Origin of the sequence: Poseidonibacter ostreae (assembly GCF_009208075.1) — a bacterium.
GTDB classification, from domain to species: Bacteria; Campylobacterota; Campylobacteria; order Campylobacterales; family Arcobacteraceae; genus Poseidonibacter; species Poseidonibacter ostreae.
Genome location: NZ_WFKJ01000011.1, coordinates 15,216 through 32,692, shown reverse-complemented (window position 1 = coordinate 32,692; position 17,477 = coordinate 15,216). Strand labels below are relative to the sequence as shown.

At 28.8% G+C, this 17,477-nt stretch carries 17 protein-coding genes; 6 read left to right on the top strand and 11 right to left on the bottom strand.

Annotated features, from left to right (window positions below; translation table 11 throughout):
* Nucleotides 1–5: 5 nt before the first annotated feature.
* From GBG18_RS05305 to GBG18_RS05295, 3 genes are all read right to left on the bottom strand, one after another.
* A complete protein-coding gene (locus GBG18_RS05305) occupies nt 6–1,436 on the bottom strand; it encodes a COG3400 family protein (protein ID WP_152189068.1) in 1,431 nt (476 codons plus the stop codon).
* A gap of 52 nt (nt 1,437–1,488) precedes the next feature.
* On the bottom strand, nt 1,489–2,859 hold the full coding sequence (locus GBG18_RS05300; RefSeq protein WP_226898691.1) for a TolC family protein: 1,371 nt from the start codon (nt 2,857–2,859) through the stop codon (nt 1,489–1,491).
* Between the two features lie 182 nt (nt 2,860–3,041).
* Nucleotides 3,042–4,217 carry a transposase gene (locus tag GBG18_RS05295; protein WP_079580386.1) on the bottom strand — a complete coding sequence of 392 codons (1,176 nt, stop codon included), beginning with the start codon at nt 4,215–4,217 and terminating at the stop codon, nt 3,042–3,044.
* Between the two features lie 324 nt (nt 4,218–4,541).
* On the opposite strand from GBG18_RS05295, the gene tgt reads away from it, so the two are divergent.
* The 3 genes from tgt to GBG18_RS05280 all read left to right on the top strand — a co-directional run bounded on the left by tgt (nt 4,542) and on the right by GBG18_RS05280 (nt 6,368).
* On the top strand, nt 4,542–5,663 hold the full coding sequence (gene tgt, locus GBG18_RS05290) for a tRNA guanosine(34) transglycosylase Tgt (RefSeq protein ID WP_152189065.1): 1,122 nt from the start codon (nt 4,542–4,544) through the stop codon (nt 5,661–5,663).
* 64 nt (nt 5,664–5,727) lie between these two features.
* Nucleotides 5,728–6,018, top strand: coding sequence for an Asp-tRNA(Asn)/Glu-tRNA(Gln) amidotransferase subunit GatC (gatC, locus tag GBG18_RS05285; protein WP_152189064.1), 291 nt, complete (start codon nt 5,728–5,730; stop codon nt 6,016–6,018).
* 8 nt (nt 6,019–6,026) lie between these two features.
* A complete protein-coding gene (locus GBG18_RS05280; RefSeq protein ID WP_152189062.1) occupies nt 6,027–6,368 on the top strand; it encodes an arsenate reductase family protein in 342 nt (113 codons plus the stop codon).
* Nucleotides 6,369–6,436: 68 nt separating this feature from the next.
* Here the strand turns inward: GBG18_RS05280 and GBG18_RS05275 are convergent, their stop codons facing one another.
* From GBG18_RS05275 to serB, 3 genes are all read right to left on the bottom strand, one after another.
* The gene (locus tag GBG18_RS05275; RefSeq protein WP_152189060.1) at nt 6,437–7,801 is read right to left on the bottom strand and encodes a class II 3-deoxy-7-phosphoheptulonate synthase; all 1,365 of its coding nucleotides are present in this window, start codon (nt 7,799–7,801) and stop codon (nt 6,437–6,439) included.
* A gap of 104 nt (nt 7,802–7,905) precedes the next feature.
* Nucleotides 7,906–8,898 carry a transaldolase gene (locus GBG18_RS05270; protein WP_152189058.1) on the bottom strand — a complete coding sequence of 331 codons (993 nt, stop codon included), beginning with the start codon at nt 8,896–8,898 and terminating at the stop codon, nt 7,906–7,908.
* A gap of 9 nt (nt 8,899–8,907) precedes the next feature.
* A complete protein-coding gene (gene serB / locus GBG18_RS05265; RefSeq protein WP_152189056.1) occupies nt 8,908–9,528 on the bottom strand; it encodes a phosphoserine phosphatase SerB in 621 nt (206 codons plus the stop codon).
* A gap of 81 nt (nt 9,529–9,609) precedes the next feature.
* On the opposite strand from serB, the gene GBG18_RS05260 reads away from it, so the two are divergent.
* A complete protein-coding gene (locus tag GBG18_RS05260) occupies nt 9,610–10,521 on the top strand; it encodes a methylenetetrahydrofolate reductase (protein ID WP_152189054.1) in 912 nt (303 codons plus the stop codon).
* Nucleotides 10,518–10,898, top strand: a complete 381-nt coding sequence (ruvX, locus tag GBG18_RS05255) for a Holliday junction resolvase RuvX (protein WP_152189052.1) — start codon at nt 10,518–10,520, stop codon at nt 10,896–10,898. Before GBG18_RS05260 ends, ruvX begins: the two co-directional genes overlap by 4 nt.
* A gap of 8 nt (nt 10,899–10,906) precedes the next feature.
* Here the strand turns inward: ruvX and GBG18_RS05250 are convergent, their stop codons facing one another.
* The 5 genes from GBG18_RS05250 to GBG18_RS05230 all read right to left on the bottom strand — a co-directional run bounded on the left by GBG18_RS05250 (nt 10,907) and on the right by GBG18_RS05230 (nt 15,253).
* Nucleotides 10,907–12,172 (bottom strand): NnrS family protein, encoded by a 1,266-nt coding sequence (locus GBG18_RS05250; protein ID WP_152189050.1) that lies wholly within the window; start codon nt 12,170–12,172, stop codon nt 10,907–10,909.
* On the bottom strand, nt 12,172–12,969 hold the full coding sequence (locus tag GBG18_RS05245) for an ATP-binding cassette domain-containing protein (protein ID WP_152189049.1): 798 nt from the start codon (nt 12,967–12,969) through the stop codon (nt 12,172–12,174). The genes GBG18_RS05250 and GBG18_RS05245 overlap by 1 nt, the downstream gene beginning before the upstream one ends.
* A complete protein-coding gene (locus GBG18_RS05240) occupies nt 12,957–13,739 on the bottom strand; it encodes an ABC transporter permease (RefSeq protein WP_152189047.1) in 783 nt (260 codons plus the stop codon). Before GBG18_RS05240 ends, GBG18_RS05245 begins: the two co-directional genes overlap by 13 nt.
* Nucleotides 13,740–13,856: 117 nt before the next feature.
* Nucleotides 13,857–14,207: a hypothetical protein gene (locus tag GBG18_RS05235; protein ID WP_152189045.1), complete on the bottom strand. Its 351-nt coding sequence runs from the start codon at nt 14,205–14,207 to the stop codon at nt 13,857–13,859.
* A 68-nt stretch (nt 14,208–14,275) separates the two neighbouring features.
* Nucleotides 14,276–15,253, bottom strand: a complete 978-nt coding sequence (locus GBG18_RS05230) for an ABC transporter substrate-binding protein (protein WP_152189043.1) — start codon at nt 15,251–15,253, stop codon at nt 14,276–14,278.
* Between the two features lie 145 nt (nt 15,254–15,398).
* On the opposite strand from GBG18_RS05230, the gene GBG18_RS05225 reads away from it, so the two are divergent.
* Nucleotides 15,399–17,456, top strand: coding sequence for a TonB-dependent receptor plug domain-containing protein (locus GBG18_RS05225; RefSeq protein WP_152189041.1), 2,058 nt, complete (start codon nt 15,399–15,401; stop codon nt 17,454–17,456).
* The last annotated feature ends 21 nt before the right edge of the window (nt 17,457–17,477 follow it).

Here is a 17,477-nt window from a genome sequence, read left to right as displayed (position 1 = left end):
GATTTCTATTGTTCTTCAACTATTGGAACTAATAATTGATTATATTTATTCATATCAAAAGATATAAAATCAGTATTTGTATAGAAGAATTTCCATGAAAATCTTTTTTTAAGCATCTCTTGTTTTAAAGGTAAGATTTGTAGCATGTTTTTTTCTTTTTTTAACTCTCTAATTGGATTTTGATTATTTGAAACAATCTCAATTTTCTCATTAAATATTTTTGCTAAATTCTCAAAATGATCTAAAAGGTTTGTTTTATCTTCTTCTTCACCAATTGGGTCTAAATCAAAAATTCTTGTTTTTGTTTTTATCTGACTTGCAACATCAAATACTATTGGAGATATTTGCTCATAAGAGTGAGTATCATTTAATAAAACAACAGTTTGTTTTATAGATTTTAAGCTTTCATTTCCTAGCTTAAAAATAGGAACTTTAAAGTCAATTATCTTTGTTAGAGAGTCTTTTTCTTTAAACATTTCTTGTGTTAAAATCATCATTCCAATATCATATTTCCTAAAGTCTTCTTTTAGAATTTTATTAAATCCCTTACTTGAATAATCAATTCTTACAACAATGCTATCAAAATATTTTAATTTCTCTTTTATGTAATTCATAATCGCAGGTGTTGTAGGTCTTGTAATTCTAATAATTAATTTATTGTTTTTTAATTTTTGATTTAAGGTTTTTGCTTCATCAATAGCTTTTTTCACACTTAATTCATCTTGTAAATACAGATCTAAATATAAGTAAATATTGTGTCCAAAAGGCATAGGAAATTGCCCTTGTGTTTTTCCAATTGCATTATATACTTGCATTAAAACATAAGGTTTTCCAACTACTAAAATTACATCATTTGGTTTTAGTACTAAAGATGGTTTGATATTTACAAGTTGTTGATTTCTATAAAGTGCAAATATTTTCCACTCTTTTTGTTCAATTGAGCCTAAATATCTGTAAGCATAAGAGCTTCCAAAAGGAACTCTAATCTCCATGATTTCACCCTGTTTTAAACCAATATTTTGAGCAACTACAGGAATATTTGGAAGTCTTTCAACCATTCCATTTGCAAGAACTTCGATACCTTTATAAACATTAATATATTGGTCTTTAAAATCCAATCCCCAATAATCTAGTACAGTCATTTGTAAATTTTGTTTATGACTTCTAATATTCTTAGTTACATTAATCATCTCATCTTTTGAATTAAGAGCAATTAATACTTCAGTATGAATATTTTTATCTAAAACCATTGCTAATTTTGATTTTGATGTCGGATCAAACTTATAAAATGTAAAATTCGAAGGTTTTTGAACAGGTAGGATAACATCACTCATGTATATAATATCATAAGCATTATCGCCAGTATTTGCTTCTACGATTCTGTGCATTAATTTTTTTGCAACAATACCGTCTAAAATAATCAAGATTTTTTTCATTTGGACATTATATCTTTTTTAAATTAATAACAGCAGAAATAAAGCTAATTTTTCACTTTACTTCTTTACCTATTAAGTTATCAATTTTTGCTAATGATAATAAATAATCATGAACATATTTTAAATAATCAGCTTTTACATAAGATTCTATATATTGTGATTCTATTACTTTTTGTGGAGTAATAGCATCAATTTGATAACCTCTTATATTCAATTCTCTACTATCACGTGCTAGTTTTTTAGCTTTTTTTAGTGTTTGGATTTGTTTAAAACCAAGAAGAGCATTATTAAGTTCATTTTTAATTTGTAGAGCAACACCCTCTTTTAACATATCTTGTAATAAATATAGTTTCTTTTTTTCTAACTTCTTTTCATTTACCATATTTGTTGTTTTAAAACCATCAAAAAGTGGAATTTCAGCAGCAAATCCTACATTCCAAGAGTTCTCTTTATCATCAGATAAGTATCCAAATTCATAAGAGTTATAAGTATGAGAAAGCTCACCCATTAATGCAACACTTGGATAATGACCAGCTTTTTGTTCTTTTATTTGTTCTTTTGATATTTTTAAAGCAATATCCATTTTTCTAATATCACTATTTGTTTTATATGCATCTTGAACTAATTTTGATAAAGAGTATTCTGGAGGTAATAATTCGTTATTTGTATATTTTGGATTTATTTCACTATCCCATGCTAAACCCATAGCATTGGCTAATGCTGATTTTACCATAAATCTATTTGCTTCAATTTTTGCAACAATTGATTCAATTAGAGCAACTGTAACTTGAATTGATAAATAATCAGTTTTTTTTACATTTAATGAACTACCACTTTCATAAAACTGCTTTGTTAAATCAGAAACATAATTCATTCTATCAAGTGTAGATTTTGCAATTTCGTATAATTCATTTGTTAAAACATATCCATAAAAATATTTTTTAATATCATAAACAACTGTTAAATCATTTCTTTTAATTGTATTCATTGCTAATAATTTATTTAATTTAGCTTGTTCAATAACAGAAGATATCTTTCCACCTGTAAATAAAGGATATAAAAGGTTTAATGACCCCTTTACTGTATCTCGACCTAATGCTGTTGTATCAATATTTGCTGGTGTAGTTGTAATACTCACAGCACCTCCTGATAATTGACTAAATAATCCAACCATTTCTGGGGAAAGTGCAAATTCACCTCGTTGTTGAAAAACAACATCTTCTTTAAGTCTTTGTCCTACAACCATTGCATTTATAGCTGGGTAATTTGCACTAAGTGCCTGATTATATTGGGCATTTGCAATTTCTAAAGCAACTTTTGAAATCTTACTTTGATGATTGTTTTGTAAAGCAATATTTATTGCTTCTTTTAATGTAAACTCTTTTGTTTGAGCAAATATTATACTTGAACATAATAGAGCCACTTGCAAATTCAACCATCATAAACTAGTGAATTTGTAAGACTACCGAACTTCTCAACCAGATCTTTTTAACTTTTAATCATTTTACTGCTTTATGGGTCAATTTTAGTTAAAAGCTTTTATTGGGTGCGTGCTTGATGGTCGCGTTGTAAAAGTGAGCTAATTTTAGTGTGTTTAGCTAAAAGTCATGTCACCAGTTTCAAACTCTGATGAATACAAACTGAAAGTATTCCAAATGCTAGGACGGAAGCTACTTTTGTAGCTCCTTGATAGTAAATTGTATTACACCCGAAATCTTCTTTGAGGTATTTATTTACTCGCTCAACCATACTTCTTTGGTTATAGTGATGTGTATCAGAACTTTGAACAAGGCTTAACATTTCAAACTTCTTTTGTTCATCTTTTTGAACTTCTATTTTTACTTTGAGTTCTTTCGAGTTTTTAGGATTGATGTCTATGATTGGACGATGTCCTAATGCAGTTGAAAACTCTCTAATAATATCTGCATCATATCCTGCATCTTGTAAGTCATAAAGATAGTTCACTCTTTTGCTTGTTTCTTGTATCAAAGGGAGTGATACTGATGAGTCATGTACATTAGCACCTGAATAAAATGCTATTATTGGTATATCTCCATCTACTGCACTAATATGCAGTTTACCGCCTATCCATACTTCTTTATTGCCTTTGGAATTTTGTTTTATACCAACTCCGCACTCTGTAGAGACTAAACATAGCATCTCTTCTACTGTTTGCATTTCTTTTTGTTGTTCTAATATCTTTGGTTTTATTGCTTCTCTTGCTTCGCCTTTTTTAGGACGACCAGCTTTTCTCTTGACCTTTTTTACTTTCTCTTTTTTTACAGCTTTTTCTCTGAGTGGTATTTTTGTGGCATCTGTTGCATTATAAAAAAATGTCTTTTGACTTAGATACTCTTTGACAAACTGTTCATGAGTCTTCTGAGCTATATTTAAATCACTTAATTCTTTGAATACTCTACTAAATTTCGATTCACTTGGAATATCATTTGTATATCTCCATCCACACAATACTCGTAGTGTTCTGTCAATACGAAGTCTATCTATAAGGTCTCGTGTTGTTTGGAGATTATAAACACTTTTTGCTATAAAAGCTCTCGCAATCTCTTCCCTATCCTTTGGAGTATTTGTGAGAGATACTACTATAACATTTTTCTCAATTTGTGCAAAATCTAATATCTTGATAAGTTTTTGCTCTTTATTTGATAACTCATCTAATCTAAGTTCCTCTTTTAAAGCAGGAAAAAGTGAGTTTTCAAGATTTAAAACCTTAGTCCATATTTTAGATAGACTTGAAGATATTTTTGGTAAAATAGTTTCCATAAGTTGAATCGCTCTTCTGTTAAATTTTTGTAGTAAAAAATTATAACTTATCTGAAGTTCAATTCAACTTTTTAAAATTTAAATCAGCTTAAATTACGGGTTGTTTTTTATAATCTGCAAGTGGCTCAATAATAAAGATAATAATAATTTCATTTATTTCCTTGTCAAATTTATAATATTAAAGTATAACTAAAAAATGCAAAGAAATAAATAATTAGAATAAAGCAACTTAGGAAGCTATGTATAAAATTAATAATTATAAATTTATATATTAATCAACTTTAGATATAATTCTTTTAATTTAAAGAAAGGTTACTATATTTAATGGAATTTAAAATAGACGCAACATCACACCACAAAACTAGAGCTTGTACAATTAAAACAGCTCATAGTACAATTCAAACACCAGTATTTATGCCAGTTGGAACACAAGGAACAGTTAAAACTCTTGATGCAAATGACATGTTAGAAATGGGTGCAAAAATCATCTTAGGAAATACATACCATTTATACTTAAGACCAGGAAGTAAAATAGTTAAAAAATTTGGAGGACTTCATGGCTTTTCAAAATTTCCTAACTCTTTTTTAACAGACTCAGGAGGCTTCCAAGCTTTCTCACTTAGTAAAAATACGAAACAACATGAAGATGGAATTATGTTTAAATCACATATTGATGGAAGTAAGCACTTCTTTACACCACAAAGTGTACTTGATACTCAGTATGATTTAGGTTCTGATATTATGATGATATTGGATGATTTAGTAGCCTTACCAAATACAGATGAAAGAATTGAAAAATCAATTCAAAGAACAACTTCTTGGGCACAAGAAGCAATTACTTATCACAAAGAGCAACAAGCAAAAGGTATTGGAGTTAATCAAAATATTTTTGCAATTATCCAAGGTGGAACTAGTAAAAAATTTAGAGAAATGAGTGCTACACAATTATGTGCAATGGAAGACTATGATGGTTTTGCAATTGGTGGGTTAAGTGTTGGGGAACCTAATGCTGATATGTATGAAACGGTTGAGTGGACTACAGATTTTATGCCAAAAGATAAACCTAGATATTTAATGGGTGTTGGAACTCCTGAAGATTTAATTGAAAATATTGAACGTGGTGTTGATATGTTTGATTGTGTAATGCCTACAAGAAATGCTAGAAATGGAACACTTTTTACATCATTTGGAAGAATAAATGTAAGAAATGCCGTATTTAAAGAAGACGAGGGACCTATTGATCCTTTATGTGATTGTTATACATGTAAAAACTTCTCAAGAGGGTATTTAAATCATCTTTATAGAGCTGGTGAAATGACATACTTTAGATTAGGTTCAATGCATAATATTCACTACTATTTAAATCTTATGACACAAGCTAGAGAAGCTATTTTAGCTGATAACTGGATTGAGTTTAAAAAAGAGTTTTACGCTAAAAGATCGTAGATTAAAAGAAGATTTTTTATTTTTATGTTAAAATGAAAAAATATTAGAAATTATAAGGAAGAATATGACTGTTGATGATAACTTAATTACAAAACTATCAAAACTATCTAGTTTAGAAATAGATGAGTCAAAAAAAGAGAATTTAAAAGCAGAACTTGCTGATATTATTAATTTTGTTGAGAATTTAAAAGAGATTGATGTATCAGGTATTGAAGCAACATTTAGTACAATTGAAGGTGGAAGTCCACTTCGAGAAGATGTTGCTAGTCAAGATTTAGAGTTATCAAATCACATTTTAAAACATGCACCAAAAAGTGAAAATGGGTACTTTGTAGTACCAAAAATTATAGAATAGGAAGAAAGATGTTAAAGGTTTATGGAATAAAAACCTGTGACTCTGTTAGAAAAGCCTTAAGGTTTTTTAAGGACAACGAAATAGAAGTTGATTTTTTTGATTTTAAAAAAGAATCACCAAGCTCAGATCTAGTAGACACATGGATAGAAAAATCTGATTTAAACTTACTATTTAATTCTAGAGGGACTAAATATAGAACTTTAAAATTAAAAGAGTTAAATTTAGATGATGATGGAAAAACAGAATGGTTAAAAAAAGAGCCTATGCTTTTTAAAAGACCGGTAGTTGAATATGATGGAAAAGTTTTAGTAGCTTTTAATGAAGATATTTATAAAGAAACTTTTTTATAAAATACTTAATCAATAAAAAAGGGGAAGTTATCTAACTTCCCTTTTTTTATATCTAATAAAATATATGTTTATATAATTAAATCTTTTCTAGCTTCTTTAAGTGTATCAGCAATCATAAATGATAATTCTAAAGCTTGATCAGCATTTAATCTTGGATCACACTGAGTATGATATCTAGAAGCTAAGCCCTCAGTTGTAACAGCAGAACTAGCACTTCCTGTACACTCTGTTACATCTTGACCTGTCATTTCTAGATGGATTCCACCAGCATAAGTTCCCTCAGCTTTATGGATTTGGAAAAATTGCTTAACTTCACTTAATATTGCTTCAAAATCTCTAGTTTTATAACCATTATCAGCTTTAATAGTATTTCCATGCATTGGATCACATGACCATAATACATTTTTACCTTCTCTTTTTACTCTTTCAAGTAATTTTGGATAAAAATCCCCAACTTTGTTTGCACCCATTCGTACAATTAAGTTAAGTCTTCCTGCTTCATTTTCTGGATTTAAAGTATCAATTAATTGGATTAATTCATCTTCTTTCATAGATGGTCCTACTTTACATCCAATAGGGTTTTTAATACCTCTAAAGTATTCAATATGAGCATCTTTTAAATCTCTTGTTCTATCACCAATCCACAACATATGAGCAGCACAGTTATACCAATCACCTGTTATTGAATCTTTTCTTGTTAAAGCTTGCTCATAGTTTAATAATAATGCTTCATGTGAAGTAAATAGATTAGTTTGTGCTAAGTTTGGTGTAGTCTCACTTGTAATTCCACAAGCTTTCATGAAATTAAGAGCTTCTGTAATTTTAGAAGATACCTCATCATATTTTTCACCTAAAGTATTATCTTTTACAAAATCTGTATTCCATAAATGAACTTGATTTAAATCAGCCATTCCACCACGTGAAAATGCACGAAGTAAATTCATTGTTGCAGCACTTTGATTATATGCTTTTAATAATTTCTTTGGCTTTGAACCTCTAGCTTTTTCAGAAAATTCAATATCATTTACAATATCTCCTCTATATGAAGGTAATGAAATTCCATTAACTTCTTCAAAATCAGAAGATCTAGGTTTTGCAAATTGTCCAGCTACTCGTCCTACTTTTACAACAGGACAACCACCTGAAAATGTCAAAACAACTGACATTTGCATCATAACTTTAAATAAGTTTTTTATATTGTTTGCATCAAATGAAGCAAAAGATTCAGCACAATCTCCACCTTGAAGTAAAAATGCTTTACCATTTACAACATCAGCTAATTGATTTTTTAAATTCAAAGCTTCACCTGCAAAAATAAGTGGAGGATATGAGCCTAACTCTTTTTCAACTTTTTTCAACTTTTCTAAGTCTGTATAAGTTGGTTGTTGTTTTATTGGAAAATCTCTCCAGCTATTTGGTTGCCACTTCTTCATTTTTTGCCTTTTTCTTATATTTTTAAAATGTTATCCAAAAATATCTTAATGAAATTAGATATTTTTGTTACTAACTTGTAATCTAGATTAATAAATATGTTAACTTAATTAATTAACTTTGCTAATAAATCTTTAAATGAAACTTTGAATGCATCTAAACCTTGCGTTAAAAGGTCAGTATAAACTTTTTCCATATTAACTTTTTTGTTTTTTATTTCTTCAAAATATTCATTACACTCTTCTTCACTTATAATTTCAGTCTCTTCTTTAACTCCATCTTTTAACCAATCTTCAATAGTTGATAAAGGTGCAGTATTTACAGAGTTTGGAAAGATTAGATTATCAATATAATAACTTGGAGCTAATTCATTTCCCTTAACACCAGTACTTGCAAATAGTGTTCTAATATTTGAGTTCTTAAACTTATTAATTTCATGATAACACTTAGTAGCATTTATAATACCTAATTTAGATGCTTCTAAATTTTTTGTAATAAACTCACCATCACACATTCTGTCAAATCTAGAAACAAAAACAGAAACAACTGCTTTAATATCTTTATTTGATTCTATAATACCTTCATTAAGTGCTTGTGCACATTTAATAGCTTGCTTTGGAGAAAAAATTAATGTTGCATTTACGTGAATACCTCTTGAAGTTAATTCTCTCATTGCAATATAACCAGCATCAGTTGCAGGTACTTTAATCATCACATTATCAGCATTTATTGAAGAGTGTAACCTTAAGCCCTCTTCAATAGTTCCTTGTGCATCATCACATAATAAAGGGTCAACTTCAATAGAAATAAATCCATCATCTGCATCTTCTTTATGTAAGGGTGAAAGTAACTCAGCTGCTCTTTTAATATCAGTTAGTGCTAACTCTTCATAAATTGTTTTTGCATTATTTGCTTGTAACATATCAAGTTGTTGTTTATATGCAACAGAATTTGAAATTGATGATTCAAAAATTGCAGGATTTGATGTAGCACCTTGAATAGTTTTATCTTTTATTATCTCTTGAAATCTATTTTCTAAAAAGTCTCTTTCTATAAAATCACACCATAAAGAGTAATTAATATCTTCTTTTAAACTCATCTATTTTCCTTATATTTTTTCTAAAATTTTTGTTAAATCTTTTTCATCTATGATAATATTTGCTTCTTTTTTTAATACATCTCTTGCACAAAATGCAATTCTTGTATCAGCATGAGCAAACATAGATAAATCATTAGCTCCATCACCACATACTAAAGTATCTGCACGAGTAACTCCTAAAAGTGATTGAAGTCTTTGAATCATATCACCCTTTGAGTGAGAGAACATCATATCTCCACCAACAAGTCCTGTTAAAATTCCATCTTTTTCATGTAAAACATTTGAAAAGTCTGCATCAAGTCCTAGTACGTCTTTTGCAGGACTAGTTCCTATTCTAAATCCACCTGAAAAACAAACTACTTTGTAGCCTTTTTCTTTTAATGCTGGAATTAATTCTTTTGCACCTTTCATTAATGGTAATTCTTTACAAATATCAACAGCTTTTTTATACTCTAAGCCTTTTAATAAACCTACTCTTGTAGTTAAAGATTCAAAGAAATCAAGTCGTCCAGACATTGCCTCTTCAGTTATATGTGCAACTTCTTGCCCTATTCCTAACTCATCTGCTAGAAAGTCAATTGTCTCTCCATCCATAAGTGTTGAATCAAAATCAAAAACAGCTAATTTCATTAATTTTCCCTAGTTTTAGTCTTTTAAGGATATAATATTATCTAAATTAAACTAAATATACTAAAAGGATTGTTTTTCACTATGTTTGAAACACTACTACAAAAACTTCAAGAAGATAATTATTTAACATTAGAAACAACACCACAACATGAACCATCTATGCATAATATTATTGAAAGAATTAAAAAATTTAAATTACAAAATAAAGTAGATGGGTTTTCTTGTACAGATAATCCACTTGCAAAATTAAAATATAATGCACTATTTGCATCCCTTAAATTACAAATGGAATTTGAAAAACCTGTTATTGCAACTATGAGTATGAGAGATAGAAATAAAATTGCTTTACAATCTGATTTATTAGGTGCTAGTGATTTTGATGTACGTGCTATTTTAGCACTAACTGGAGATCCTGCTAAAATGAGTGATCAACCACACTCAAAAGGTGTATTTGAATCAAACTCATTAATGCTTTTAAAAATTATAAAATCTTTTAACTATGGAATGGATTTTGCAGGTCATCCTTTTAAAATTGAACCAAAGCAAATATTTCCTTTTTCAGTTGTAAACTCTTATGCAAAAAACTTCGCAACACTAGAAAAGAAAATGCATAATAAAATACAAAATGGTTCTTTAGGAATTATTTCTCAACCTGTATTTGATATTGATAATGCAAAGAAATTACTTGAGTCATTTGATAAAGCAAAAGCTGATGTCGAAGGTGATAAGAAAAAATCTCAATTAATTTTTGGATTATTCCCTATTACAAAACTAAGAACTGCGCTATTTTTAGAAGCACAAGTTCCAGGTATTCATGTGCCACAATACTGGATTGACCAACTTGAAAATGCTCATAAAATATCACCAGAAGAAGAGTATAAAGTTGGAATGCGTTTAAGCCAAGATATTTATAAAGAAATTAGAAAAATTCATCCAAAAATACATTTAATGACTGCTAATAGATTTGATGTTGCAAATGAAGTAATTTCTTGAGTCTAGCTTCTATTGATGTGGGTCTTAAAAGAATTGGAGTTGCTATTTGTGTTAGCTCAAATATTGTAACACCAAAAGATGCAATTTTAAGAAAAAATAGAAATCAAGCTGCACGAGATGTAAATACTTTTTTAAAAGAGTGGGATATCAAAAAACTTGTAGTTGGATATCCTAGTTCAAGTGAAGATATGCAAAAAAGAATAAAACATTTTGTAGCACTTTTAGAGTTAGAAATTCCATATGAACTTCAAGAAGAAAATATGAGTTCAATTGAAGCAGAAGATTTAATGAAAGGTGATATTAAATACAAAAGAGATGGAAGAATTGATTCTATTGCTGCTAAGATTATCTTAGAAAGATATCTTGGCAGACAATAAATATTTTTTTACCCTTTTATTCCATCCGCTCTTGGATTTAGTAAAAAACTATAAAATACTTTCATATAAATAGCAAAGGGAATTGCCCAAAGTATTGAAGAATAAAGATACATTTCATGTGTATAGTTTTCAAAAAACGGTATTAAACTTCTCATACAAGTAGCTAATACTATTAAAAACACCATCATATTTGTATAAATATTTACTGTTAAGTGTCTTCCAGAGTGTATATATCCAATTATCATCATAATAACTAAATAAGACAAGCCAATTCCCCCACTTGTAATAAAGTGTCTAAAGTGATTGATTGCATAGAAATCATCGTTTAATAAATCCCATCCCATTAAAGCGTATCCTATGCTTAGTAAGATTGGAATTAGTGCTAAATATATTACATAGCCTTGATTTAAGATGAATTTATCTTTTAAAATATAATCACTTGTAAGAGCTAGTATTGAAGCAGCAGTTGCAAGTCCTATCCATCCTAAAGCACTATTTTGTGGATATAAAAATTCTACAATAGTAAAAATAGCTACACAAAAAATAGCAAGATTTGTTAAAGGTGGTCTTGAAATATAAATATCATCAATACCCTTATCTTCCATCAACTCATTTACAGCTTCCATGTTTACTCTTCTTAAAGCAAGTAAAACTAGGATTACAATTGCACCAATTGCTACAGTTAAGATAGAAAGTCCATTTGTACTTGCAAAGCCTAACATTGATGAAAAAAACCATACTTCAATTGCTAAAATAACTATTAAGCTATATCCTAAACTTGCATGTCTTTGAAGTGGATCTAAAACTGCTTCTTTTGCAAACCACAATAACCAAACAAGCATTCCAATATTTAAAATTGCAGCTAAATAAATACCTGTAATATCAATTGTCCAAAAACTAATACGACTTAAAATCCATAAAACAACTATAATTTTTAATCTTCGTCCAACAAAAGGAACCATTCCTGGAAAAAGTTCAGGTATTCCTGTTGTTAAAAATGCCATAACTCCAGCTGTTAATATTCCAAATAACATTTCATAAATATGCCAAGTTAAAGTGTCATTCATAAAAGGTATACTTAAAACTCCACTCCAAACTAATCCCCATAATATCATTGAAATTACCATATAAGGAGCTAGTAATAAAAATACAGGTCTAAATCCATATGCTAAATAAGGAGGTATATTTTTTTCATCAGGATAATACAAATAGTGATTTGTAGCATGTAAAGGCTGCTCTTTATTTAATTTATTTTCATTTAATTCATTTGCCATTATTTAAATCCTATTCCTTGTAGTTCAAAAGTATTTATAATAGTCTCATCTTGCAATATTTTTGCAGTTTGGTTATAAACAAATTTATCATCTCTACTTTCTTGTGCTAAATCATAAGTAAATTCTTTTATTATATGCCCAGGATCAGCTTCTAGTAAAAGTATCTTATCACTTAGTCTAATTGCTTCCATTAAATCATGGGTAATAAATAAAATAGTTAAATTTTTCTCTTTTACCATTTGGATTAAATGTGCTTGCAATTCCATTTTTAAACCTATATCTAAAGCTGAAAAAGGTTCATCTAAAAAAAGCAATGAAGGTTCAACCACTAAAGCTCTTGCAAAAGAGACTCTTTGTTTCATTCCTCCACTTAAATCTTTTGGAAATTTATCAAAATCTTCTTCTTCTAAACCAAACTTTAAAGCTATTTCTTCAGACATTTTCTTTGCAATATTGGCTTTAGTACCTTTTGCAATTAGTCCAAGTGAAATATTATCAATAACATTTTTCCATGGTAGCAGTCTTGCCTCTTGAAAAGCAAAAGCTGAACTTGTAAAAGAGTTTTTAATACTTCCTTCTTCAACATCAAGAAGATTTGCACATAAGTGCATCAAAGTAGTTTTTCCACCACCTGAGGGTCCAACTACAGATAAAACCTCGCCTTTTTTTATAGAAAAGTTTATATCTTTTAGTATTTGTGTAAAACCAAAGTTATGATTTAATCTTTCTACTTCTAGGCTTTCCACTTCTTTATTAATTGCATTATTTAGATTATTTGCTTCTTCTAGCTTCGCCATAACTCAACCTCTCTTTTAATTGGTTCTAAAATAATATATTCAATAAACATCAGTGAGCTAATCATAATAGTAACCAGTGCTAAAGCTGTTGGAGTGTCAAGTTGGCTTCTAGCAACTGCAAGTGAAGCTCCAATACCATCTGAAGTTGCAAGTAATTCAGCCATAATAACTATCTTCCAAGCCATTCCAAGACCACTTACCCAAGCTGGGAAAATATAAGAAAAGATATGTGGAAAATAAATATCCATAAACTTCATATGCCAAGGCAGATTAAAGCTATCCGCCATCTCTTTTAAATCACCCTCTAAAGTTCTAGTTCCTTGTAAGGCTCCAACAAAAATAATAGGAAAAGAAGCTATGATAACTGTAAAGATAACCGTTTCATCACCCATTCCAAACCAAATCATTGCTAAAACAATCCAAGCAATTGGAGGCATTCCCATTAAAATAGTAACAATAGGTCGACTCATCATAGAAGCTGTTGCAAAGAAACCTGCAAGAAGTCCTAAAATAGAACCAAAAATTAAAGAACTTCCAAAACCAACTCCTGCTCGATATAAAGTAGTTTTTATCTCTTGGATTACTAATTCATCTTGAAGCATTAAATATAAAGTTTGAAAAGTTTCTAGTGGTGAGGGAAGTACAAGATTTCCATAAACTTGATTTCCGACATCCCATGAAGCAATGAAAAGAAATATTGCAGCAATTGCTCCCCAACCACTCCATAAATATGCGGGAAAATCTTTTAATATTTTTATAATAAATTTCACTAAAAGTCCTTAATCTGTAGTTTTATCATTACGATAAATATGTTAATGATAATCATTCTTAAAATCTTATCTAAAGATATTTATTCTTTCCTTGATTAATATCAATATTTACATTGTTTATATATAAAACACAATTTGAGAAATTATAACAACACAAATCATCAAACTAAAATATAGATAATGAAAGAAAGGAGAAAACCAAACTATATGCGTAAACCTCTTCATAATAACAGGCACAAAATAAAAGCCAAGTGCTACTATTAAACCTACAAGAGCTTTAAAAAATAATAATATTGTAAAAGCATCTAAATGAAAACTAAGTAAGTAAAGCCCACTAATAATAAGAAATATATTATTAATTTTTATAATATTTCTAGCTCTTATTCCTATCATCATATCAATCTTTTGATAAGCACTTTTATCATATGTATTTTTTAATACAGGCATTATGAATGTTCTAAAACTCACAACACCTATAAAAAAAATCGCTGATAAAATATGTATAATTTTTGCTGTGATAAATAATGTCATGATTACTAGAAGTAAAAACTATCACTAGGTAGTTTTCCACCTATTGTCTTAGGATTGTTTTTTTCTAATAATTTATAGAAAAACTCTAAATCAGCTTTTGAATCTTGTGCGCTTACTGTATTTAGTTGCACATGTTTAATACTCTCTTCAACTCCTAATTCATCAAGCATTGGCATTTCTTCAACAACCATTTTTGCAGCTTCTTTTGGATTGTTTTTATACCAGTTTAATGATTTTTCATACTCTTCATTAAATCTTTTTATTACCTTTTTATTTAAAATCATATCTCCAATAACAGACATACCCGCTTGTGGAACTTTTGCTTCTACATTAAAAACTTTCCCCCACTCATCTTGTAAATCAGCACTTCTGTATAAATCAGGTGCAATTAGTTTTAAAGGAAATGAACCTGTTTTCTTTAAAGCAATTGAAATTGCAGGTTCTGCTAAAAGTGCATGATCAACTTGTCTTAAAATTAAATTTTGCATAGCATCAAAAGGATTACTCATATATTTGAGTTTAAAATCTTTTTTAGGATCCATTCCTTGAGCTCTTACAAGTTCTTCAAAAATAATATCAGGCATATCAGCTCTAAAAGGCATTGCTATTTCTTTTCCTTTAAAGTCTGCAAGAGTTTTAAGTGTTTTATCTCTTGTAATCATTCCTAATATCCCCCAAACTGAAACATTCAGAAGTTTTATATCTACACCTTTATTATGAAGATTTGCTGCTACATTTATAGGAACTGCAATAAAGTCTGCTCTATTTCTTAAAGTTAAAGCTCTTAATTCATCTGGATTTTTCCAAAGTTTAAATTCAACATTTTTTGCAATGTCATTTAACGCACCTGTTTTTACCATATGGATAAGTGGATGAGAAACAGAAGCAACTGGACCACTTAAAACTATTTTTTCTAGTTTTTCGTCTGCATTTATATTTACTACAAGAAGTAAAGCAAATGATATAATTATCTTTTTTAACATTTTCAATCCTTTGTTTTTTTGAATACTAATACAAAACATCTTAAATTACATTTAATTATAATAATGATTATCGAAATTATATTAATTTAAGAAAACTATTGCTAGTATTCATCATTGATAATCAATATCACATTAAAGGAAAAAAATGCATAAGAAAATATTACTTTCAACAATCACTTGTCTTAGTTTACTTACTAATACCTACGCTGCACAATTAGAAGAAATCAAAGTTACAACTGCAACAAAAACAGAAAAATCTATAGATGGGGTTAGTGCTTCTATTATAGTTATAAGTAAAGAAGATATAGAAAAAACAGGTGCTTCAACACTAGATACTGTACTTAAAAAAATACCTTCTATAAATGCCCAATTTGGAAACTTTCCACATCCAAGTGCAAAATCAAAAGCTTCTATTTCACTAAGAGGTGTTGGTGCTAATGGAACACTTATCTTAATTGATGGGAAAAGGTTATCAGCAGAGACTGAAAGTCCTTATGAAATGACAAGAATTTCTGCTTCTATGATAGAGAGAATTGAGATTGTAAAAGGTTCTATGTCAACTTTATATGGTTCTGATGCAATTGGTGGTGTAATAAATATCATCACAAAGAAAATAGATCATAATACTACATCAATAGATATGAAATATGGTGCAAATAAAAATAATGAAGCTAGAAATAAAAATATTAATTTTAACACGATGGGTAAAAATGAAAGCATAAAATATAAAGTTTATGGTTCTATAAATGATACAAGTCCATTTACAGTATCAAAATCTTATTCACAACAAGCAACAGATCCTACAAGTGGTGCAGCTAATAATGCTCATGCTTTGGATAATATAGCAGGAAAACAAGCTGTCACTTATAGAGATGAATCTACTGTTAAAACAATTGGTACAAGATTAGAAAAAGATTTAAGTGATGATTTAAAAATAGGAATGGATTTAAACTATTTTATTGAAAATACTGAAGGACAATATATGGGAAATGCAAAAACTACAAGTGGTGGTCTTGCTTTAATTAAAAATACTCCTGTAAATTCAAAAGATAAAAATAGAAGAATTGATGCTTCTTTTGATTTAGATTATATTATAAATGATGATTTATCTATAGATACCAAAGTATATAGATCTTATTATAAAAAAAGAAATGAAACTGATCCTATTAATTTTTCTGGTCCAACAAATAAAAAGTTTAGTGCAAATGTAACAATAGATACACTTGATTCAAATTTAAAATATGCTTTAAATGATTCAAACTTTATTACATCAGGAATTGAATATAGAAAAGAAAAGAGAGAATCAGGAGCAATAAATCCAAATCCTGCTTCAAGTGAATTTATTACAAAAACTATTGAGTATAAATCTCTTTTTGTACAAGATGAAATTGAATTTTCTGATACATTAAATGCCACAATTGGTGCAAGATATGACAATATTTCAAATGCTGAAAATAAAATCACGTTCCAAGCAGGAATTATAAAAAACTTAAACGATAATACAAACTTAAGAGTTAATTATGCACAAGGATATAGATCACCTGATATTGCGGAGCTATATGTTGTTTCTCCTTTGTTTAAAGACGGTAAAAGATTTGGTTCGGATGTTATCTTTGGACCAAAAACTACAGCTTATGATTTAAAACCAGAGCAATCAGAGACTTTTGAAGTTTCATTATCTAATAGATTTAATTCATTCACATCGGAGCTTACATTATTTAACAATAAAATAAAAGACAAAATTTCATTAGTTTCTTATGGTTCAGGAGCAGCTAAATATTATACTTCTGAGAATCTTTCACAAGTGGATATAAAAGGAACAGAATTAGCTTTAGGATATGATTTTAGTGATAATTTTGATATAGGATTTAATCTAACTTATTTAAAAACAGAAAATGAAAGTAATTCTAAAGAGCTTACATACACGCCAGACATTTCTGCATCTTTAAATTCAAACTATAAAATTACTCAAAACTTAGCAACAAATTTAATGCTTAGATATATAGGGGAGCAATATACTGATACTTTAAATACTACAAAAGCAGATTCATATAATCTTGTTGATCTAGGTGCTAGTTATAAAATCAATAAGCATGTTCAAGTATATGGAGGAATTGATAATATCTTTGATGAACAAATTGATGAAGATTTAGGTACAAATATTGGAACATATTTCTATACAGGTTTAAAAGCTACTTTCTAACACTCCCAAAAAGCATGATGA

What these genes read in the sequence shown, in the direction of transcription:
- GBG18_RS05225 (WP_152189041.1), top strand. Translation starts at nt 15,399, where the DNA reads ATGCATAAGAAAATATTACTTTCAACAATCACTTGTCTTAGTTTACTT.
- GBG18_RS05275 (WP_152189060.1), bottom strand. Translation starts at nt 7,801, where the DNA reads ATGAAGAAGTGGCAACCAAATAGCTGGAGAGATTTTCCAATAAAACAA.
- GBG18_RS05250 (WP_152189050.1), bottom strand. Translation starts at nt 12,172, where the DNA reads ATGGCAAATGAATTAAATGAAAATAAATTAAATAAAGAGCAGCCTTTA.
- serB (WP_152189056.1), bottom strand. Translation starts at nt 9,528, where the DNA reads ATGAAATTAGCTGTTTTTGATTTTGATTCAACACTTATGGATGGAGAG.
- GBG18_RS05230 (WP_152189043.1), bottom strand. Translation starts at nt 15,253, where the DNA reads ATGTTAAAAAAGATAATTATATCATTTGCTTTACTTCTTGTAGTAAAT.
- GBG18_RS05245 (WP_152189049.1), bottom strand. Translation starts at nt 12,969, where the DNA reads ATGGCGAAGCTAGAAGAAGCAAATAATCTAAATAATGCAATTAATAAA.
- GBG18_RS05260 (WP_152189054.1), top strand. Translation starts at nt 9,610, where the DNA reads ATGTTTGAAACACTACTACAAAAACTTCAAGAAGATAATTATTTAACA.
- tgt (WP_152189065.1), top strand. Translation starts at nt 4,542, where the DNA reads ATGGAATTTAAAATAGACGCAACATCACACCACAAAACTAGAGCTTGT.
- GBG18_RS05270 (WP_152189058.1), bottom strand. Translation starts at nt 8,898, where the DNA reads ATGAGTTTAAAAGAAGATATTAATTACTCTTTATGGTGTGATTTTATA.
- GBG18_RS05305 (WP_152189068.1), bottom strand. Translation starts at nt 1,436, where the DNA reads ATGAAAAAAATCTTGATTATTTTAGACGGTATTGTTGCAAAAAAATTA.
- GBG18_RS05280 (WP_152189062.1), top strand. Translation starts at nt 6,027, where the DNA reads ATGTTAAAGGTTTATGGAATAAAAACCTGTGACTCTGTTAGAAAAGCC.
- gatC (WP_152189064.1), top strand. Translation starts at nt 5,728, where the DNA reads ATGACTGTTGATGATAACTTAATTACAAAACTATCAAAACTATCTAGT.
- GBG18_RS05295 (WP_079580386.1), bottom strand. Translation starts at nt 4,217, where the DNA reads ATGGAAACTATTTTACCAAAAATATCTTCAAGTCTATCTAAAATATGG.